The organism is Bariatricus sp. HCP28S3_A4 (assembly GCF_052066395.1).
GTDB lineage: Bacteria > Bacillota > Clostridia > Lachnospirales > Lachnospiraceae > Allocoprococcus.
In genome coordinates this window covers 1-6,466 of sequence record NZ_JBQHSE010000059.1, presented here as the reverse complement: position 1 = coordinate 6,466, position 6,466 = coordinate 1, and the positions used below count along the sequence as shown (strand labels likewise).

Annotated in this window: 5 protein-coding genes; 4 read left to right on the top strand and 1 reads right to left on the bottom strand. The window is 36.2% G+C overall.

What is annotated here, in order from left to right; translation table 11 throughout:
- The first annotated feature begins 467 nt into the window (after positions 1 to 467).
- Both ACTNBF_RS16055 and ACTNBF_RS16050 read left to right on the top strand, forming a co-directional pair.
- On the top strand, positions 468 to 3,437 hold the full coding sequence (locus ACTNBF_RS16055) for a choice-of-anchor L domain-containing protein (protein WP_441089669.1): 2,970 nt from the start codon (positions 468 to 470) through the stop codon (positions 3,435 to 3,437).
- 92 nt (positions 3,438 to 3,529) lie between these two features.
- Entirely contained in the window at positions 3,530 to 3,886 is a 357-nt protein-coding gene (locus ACTNBF_RS16050; protein ID WP_441089668.1) for a hypothetical protein, read from the top strand.
- Between the two features lie 599 nt (positions 3,887 to 4,485).
- On the opposite strand, the gene ACTNBF_RS16045 is transcribed toward ACTNBF_RS16050, so the two are convergent.
- The gene (locus tag ACTNBF_RS16045; RefSeq protein WP_441089667.1) at positions 4,486 to 5,010 is read right to left on the bottom strand and encodes a helix-turn-helix domain-containing protein; all 525 of its coding nucleotides are present in this window, start codon (positions 5,008 to 5,010) and stop codon (positions 4,486 to 4,488) included.
- Positions 5,011 to 5,246: 236 nt separating this feature from the next.
- Here ACTNBF_RS16045 and ACTNBF_RS16040 point away from each other — a divergent pair, with 236 nt between their 5' ends.
- The gene (locus ACTNBF_RS16040) at positions 5,247 to 5,429 is read left to right on the top strand and encodes a helix-turn-helix domain-containing protein (RefSeq protein WP_441089666.1); all 183 of its coding nucleotides are present in this window, start codon (positions 5,247 to 5,249) and stop codon (positions 5,427 to 5,429) included.
- Between the two features lie 16 nt (positions 5,430 to 5,445).
- On the top strand, positions 5,446 to 6,396 hold the full coding sequence (locus tag ACTNBF_RS16035; RefSeq protein WP_441089665.1) for an Arm DNA-binding domain-containing protein: 951 nt from the start codon (positions 5,446 to 5,448) through the stop codon (positions 6,394 to 6,396).
- Positions 6,397 to 6,466 lie beyond the last annotated feature (70 nt).

Below are 6,466 nucleotides of genomic sequence, written 5' to 3'. Positions count from 1 at the left end.
GATAAACATACGATAACTTATCAACAATCAACTAAATACGAGCGGCCGTTCTGCTCCGCATAGCGGCCGTTGAAAAACGCATTTGCGACCGCCAGAGGGCGCAAACTGCATATATGGAGATTGGACTGCAGGCAGGGATGTTGCTGATGGCGGATGTGATGAAAAATATTAGCGGACAAAAAAATCTAAGTAAGTCTAAGGAATGATGTGGAAAATAAGTATTGTCACTTGCGATATTTTCTAGTCTAAAATTGAGGAAATTTTTAGAACGCATTTAATACTTATGTTTCGTCATTACTTTTAAAAATTTTTTGACATCGTATCAGTATATAGGTTGATGTTAGAGAATTGTTGAAAATGTGAACAAAGTGTGATAACATAGTGAAAGATATATGACCATTATTTTGCTTAAAACTAAATACTTTGAGGTTATTATGTCAAAATTTTTTATATTTAGGAGGAATGAGATGAAAGTAATTAAGAAGATTTCAGCGTTTGTTCTAATGTTGACTCTTTGCGTAGGCATGATAACAATGACGGTTTCTGCTGAGACAACTTTACAAGATGGGCTGGAAATTACCCTTACATCTGATAAGCAGGTGTATGATGAGGGAGAACCAATCAAAGCAATATTATCAGTAGTAAATACCAATGATTTTGCAGTAGAAAATATTTCGTTGGAAAATGAGGTGCCTGAAGGGTATAAATTATCGGACGATTCTCTCGCAAAGGAGCAGATAGAATTTTTAGAAGCTGGCGAGCGGATTGAATTAACAGTTACTTATATTAAAGATACATCAGTAACTGATGGGGAGAATGAACCTACTGAAGATAGTGAACAAATCTCTTCTGAGGAATCCAAGGAAGATAGTAATAATATCTCTAAAGACAACAATAGTAAAAGCAATGACACTCCAGAGACTGGGGATCAAAATAATGTTATATTATGGGGAGGCTTGGCGTTTTTTGCTTTAATTATCATAATGATTGTTTTAGCAATAATAAAAAGAAAGCACAGCAAACATCTTTTATCTTTACTTCTGTGTTTTGTGATGCTTGGCTCGATCTTTTCAAATTCTTTGATTCCGGCAAAAGCAGCAGGAAAAGCGGAGAACAAAACAGTACAGATAGAGCATACGATCAAGGTGGAAGGAACATCAGTTAATTTGAAAGCAACTGTAAATTATCAAATGCCTTCTACAGATGATTCGTTTGACTTTAATTTACGCGCAAATAAAAATAGCGTCTTCATTGATGAAGAAGGTACGGAAGTATATTTTTATTTGGAAACGTCAATTTCTGCGACATCTGTCACTTTAATGTATGGCGAAGCGGAAAATATTAATATGAGTATAGATATGTACGATGACGGTACAGGTGCCGATGATATTGCAGGTGATGGCGTTTATAGTGCAGTGGTTGCCTATGATGCAGTGGAGGATACAGAGGTATCTTATTTTGCTCAATACGGTGACATACAATCTAATACAGTTACGGTTAATTACTATACAGCTATTTCCGATACGACTCTTGAGATAATGGATCAGGTTAACGAGGCCATTAAAACTTTATTAGATAGTTTTAAAGCAGATCCAAATCTTACTTATGAAGAAAAAGCAGCTAAGACATTGGAGTTGCTTACAGGTTTTGAATCTGAAGGGTTAATTGAACAAGGATCTATTCAACATTATGAAGACTCAAAATTAGTAAGTTTCCTATATCCTGAAGGAATTCTGGGAGGTGTAATGTATGGTGGATACCATGAGGACATGAATACCTTTTCGGATGAAATATCGGATGATAATAATACAACAGATGTTCAAGTAGATCAAGAAGGATCAGACGACAATAATATAAGAGAGACTGAAGAAATTTCGAATGAAGGCGTGCAGGAAGATGCTGACTTAGTTCAACAAGGTTTAGATGAGAATGAAGAAGTAACTTCTGATGACTATATTGATACTCGTTCGGAATTAGAGGATAGCTATGAAGTTTATAATATCCCGAGTTTGAATGGTGTGTCACTTTTTAGTAATCAATTTGAGACTAATGATGTGTCAGATACTGTAGGAAAGGCAATAATTCTCAATTCATTCCCAGACTTTGAAAGTGATGCTAAGAAAATCCAATATAGAACAGACTTTTATAATGAACTAAAGAATGAATGGGACGAATCAGGACTGGATACTACCTTGATAATGTCAACTCCGCCTACAGTTGAAGATTATAAAAATTTGGAAGGGTACGATGTGATTTGTTTTTCAACACATGGAAGTACATATAAATGGAATGATGGCTTTTTGTGGTTAACACATCATGAATATCCTGCTATTTGTTTATCAGAAGATCAAACTCCGGATAAAAACAAAGAATATGAAAAAGAATTAAAGGATAAGCAAATTGTAGCAGCAAATGGTGCATATTGGCTTCTTCCCGCTTTCTTTACAGAACAATACGATGAGGGTGATTTCGCTAATACTTTTGTTTTTTCGGAATGTTGTATGGCAATGGGAGAGGGAAAAGGTGATGCATCATCTGAATATGATTATTCCATGGCAAATGCAATTTTGGGACGCGATGCGAATTCATACATAGGATTTCATAATTCTGTGTTTGCAGATTATAGTCGGGAATTTATGCAAATATATGTCAATGAGTTGGTTAAAGGGGATAGTTCTTTAGCTGCTTACAATCAAGCAATAGATGCTTTGGGTGAAAATCACGAAGAATGGTATAATGCAACGCATTCTCAAACATTAAAAGAATACTATGAAAGTGACAGCTTTTGGGCATTTACTTCTTATAATCCAAAGAAGGTGATTGCATATCCAGTTCATAATGGAAACGAAAACGCAGTTTTAGCTCATTCAGGACTTCAGAATGGAGGTTTTGAAAGTTATTATTCTTCAACAACTTCTCCAAGAAATTGGGTAAGCGTGGGAGATGTTCGAACACTTACTGTATTAGGACCGATTACCCCACAAGAAAAGAATCGTATGGCTATCGTAACAACGGGAATTGGTTCTCAAAATAGTGCTAGTTTTGGAGAAGGAACAGAAGGAAGTAGTTTAAGCCAGACGTTTGTTGTACCAGATACTGCAAAAACACTTCAGTTTAATTATAATTTTGTTTCTGAAGAACCTATGGAATATGTGGGAAGTTCTTTTAACGATTCATTCGTAGTTCAGGTTTCCCAAGGAGAAAATACATTCCATGATAAAACTTATGAATCCATTAATACCTCGGAGTGGAAAGAAGTAAGTGATATTGATTTTGTTGGCGGCGATCATACTACCTATGAAACAGGGTGGAAAACGGCGGAAATTGATCTTTCTCAATACGCTGGACAGACGGTAACTCTGAACTTTATCATTTATGATGTGGGAGATGAAATATATGATTCAGCCTGCGTAATTGATAATGTAGTAGTACAATAAATATTAATTAAATGCAGTGGATGTATATGCCCCTGCATTTAATTTTAATATAGCTATGGAGCACTGCACTAAAGCTTTAGGAGAGTATGATAATGAAATTGAAAAAAAGCGTTCTTGGCTTCGTTATATTGATGTTTTTTGTAGTTGGATTCGGTTGGCGCATAAATAATAATTTGCATCAGGGGAAAGATACACAAGAGCAAATGAATTATGTTAATAATAAGCTAAAGGAGCTCTCAGAAAGCAGCAACTATAAGGAGTCTGGACTAAAAGAAAGAAAAGAGCAAATGGAAACTATTTTGATAGAGTTACAACAAAGGGGGTATATTACTAATTTGTCATATGATGAAGATACATATCTTTTTTCATTTCAATTTTCAGATGGCTCTTTAGGTGGAATGAATGTCAAAGGATTTGAAACAAGACCAGGAGAATTGCCAACAAATTAAAATAGGTAATTGTTGGTAAACGATTTTTGTTATTTTTTCAAAAGTGGCTTAGATTAAAATTCCCGGATGTCTATTAACATCCGGGAATAAGAGAAGCATACTCAATCGTGCTAAGTTGTTTAGGGTTTGTAACGCATTTGCAACAAATTTCCGTATAACCCCTTGATTTTCCGCCATTTTCGGTTACGCAAACGAGAACTCCTGAACCGGCGAATAAAATTTATTTAGAATAAAAAATCTGGAGATATCAAACAATTCTAATGAGGTGAATAAAAATGGAGTGGCTACATTTTGGCTACAAAAATATTAAGAACGAACTGGAATGTACGTATAAAATATCATAAAACACACATAATACGTATTTAAAATACATATTATTAGCAATTGGACAAATATCAAAGTGGAGTTTGAATAATCCACACAGTCACAAAAACCAAGTGTTTATGCGGATTGCAAGCAAATTTGCTTAGTGGCTGGCAACAAAATGGCAACATTTTGCGATTGTTCAAGAGTTAAAAATTTTATTTCATAACGTATATAAAGAAACCTTACTGATTTTCAGGAGTAAAAACTGAATATCGGTAAGGTTTTCTTTTTTCTTATTTTTCTTTTTTAGACAGTTCTTTTACGAGGTAATCACTCAGTTCCTGAGATGGCACCTTGGCACGTTTCTGGTAAGTATCCAGTTCCGGGTACTTATATCTCCATTCATCATATTCTTCCTTGCTGATTTCACCGTTTTCCAGTTTGTCAGCCTGTTCCATCCATGCACGAAGCATTTCATCGACAGAGGAGCCGGGAGCAGATATGGAAGAGTCAAGGCAGAGATGAGGCTGTCCATCTATATTTTTTACCTTTAGACCATACATATCTTCCAAAGCAAACAGTGTGTGCATCAGACCTATGTGAGTATCAATATCCGGCACTGTTAAAGCATGAGTATTGACATCGAAGATCTGAGACATTTGTTTTACAAGATCAATTTTGGGAACTCTGGCTTCAGATTCATACTGAGCCATGCGGACATCTGAGGTTTTTCCCTTGAATCCCAGTAGTTCTCCGAGTTGTTTTTGAGTCATGCCTTTGCGGTTGCGAAAAAATTTAATACGTTGTCCGATTGCCATTTTTGTTTGCCTCCTTATATATGATATTTCGTATGTTGCCATAATTGACTGTAATATGAAATGAAACAATTCTGTTTAGGTTCAGTATAGCATGAGCAATTTTGGATAGCAAGAAGAACTTAAACAAAAAAATTTAATGTTCTTGTCGAAACTACTTGACTTAAATAAATATGTTTAGTATCATGCAAATGTAGCAACCTAAACAAATTTCGTTAAGAAGAAAGGAGAGATGCGATGTGACGAACAAAACTTTTATGACAGTAGAAGAAGTTGCAGCGGAACTGGGGGTTTCCAAGTCTTATGCTTATAAGATTGTCAAACAGCTAAATGAAGAATTACAGAAGCTGGGTTATCTTACGGTAGCAGGCAGAGTAAACACCAATTATTTTCGCAAAAAAGTATGTTACAGCGAAGCGTGAAGAAAGGAGAAAATCAATGAGTATTTACAAAGATAATGCCACTGGGAAGTGGCGAGTGGTCTATCGTTATAACGATTGGACAGGAAAAACCAAACAAACCTCCAAGCGAGGATTTCCTACAAAGCGAGAAGCTCAGATGTGGGAACACGAACAGATGTTAAAGCATGATGCAAAACTGGATATGACTTTCGCAAGTTTTTATGAAATTTATGTGGAAGATAAAAAAGAACGCATCAGGGATAACACCTGGGAAACGAAAGGTCATATTGCGAGAACAAAGATCCTTCCGTATTTTGGAGAGCGTAAGATTGCGGAGATAGAGCCAAGAGACATTATTGCATGGCAGAATCACTTACTTGCTTGCCGAAAGCCAAATGGACAACCGTACTCTGCTTCGTATTTGCAGAAGATTCACAGTCAGTTAAGTGCCATTTTCAATCATGCAGTTGATTTTTACCATTTGCCATCGAATCCGGCACAGAAAGCAGGAAATATGGCATCGGAAGAGCATAAGGAGATGTTGTTCTGGACGAAAGAGGAGTATCTGAAATTCGCAGATGCCATGATGGATAAACCAGTTTCCTACTATGCATTTGAAATGCTGTACTGGTGTGGAATCCGTTTGGGAGAGTTGCTGGCATTGACACCTGCAGACTTTGATTTCAAATCCCATACGTTGCGAATCAATAAGTCTTATCAGAGATTGAACAGGGAAGATGTAATCACACCACCAAAGACATTAAAAAGCAATCGAACGATTAAGATGCCGCAGTTCTTATGTGATGAAATGCAGGATTATATGGCGATGCTTTATGACCTGAAAGACGATGACAGAATCTTTACAATTTCAAAATCGTATCTGCATCATGAGATGAGCAGAGGAGCGACAGAAGCTGGCGTAAAAAGAATCCGCGTGCATGATCTGAGATATCCAAACTTAAATAAAATCCAAACCTTTTGCAGATGATGCAGGAAATGCAATAAATAGCATCTGAAAAGGTTTGGATTTTATTTTTGGTGTATGATTCCCTTATAAC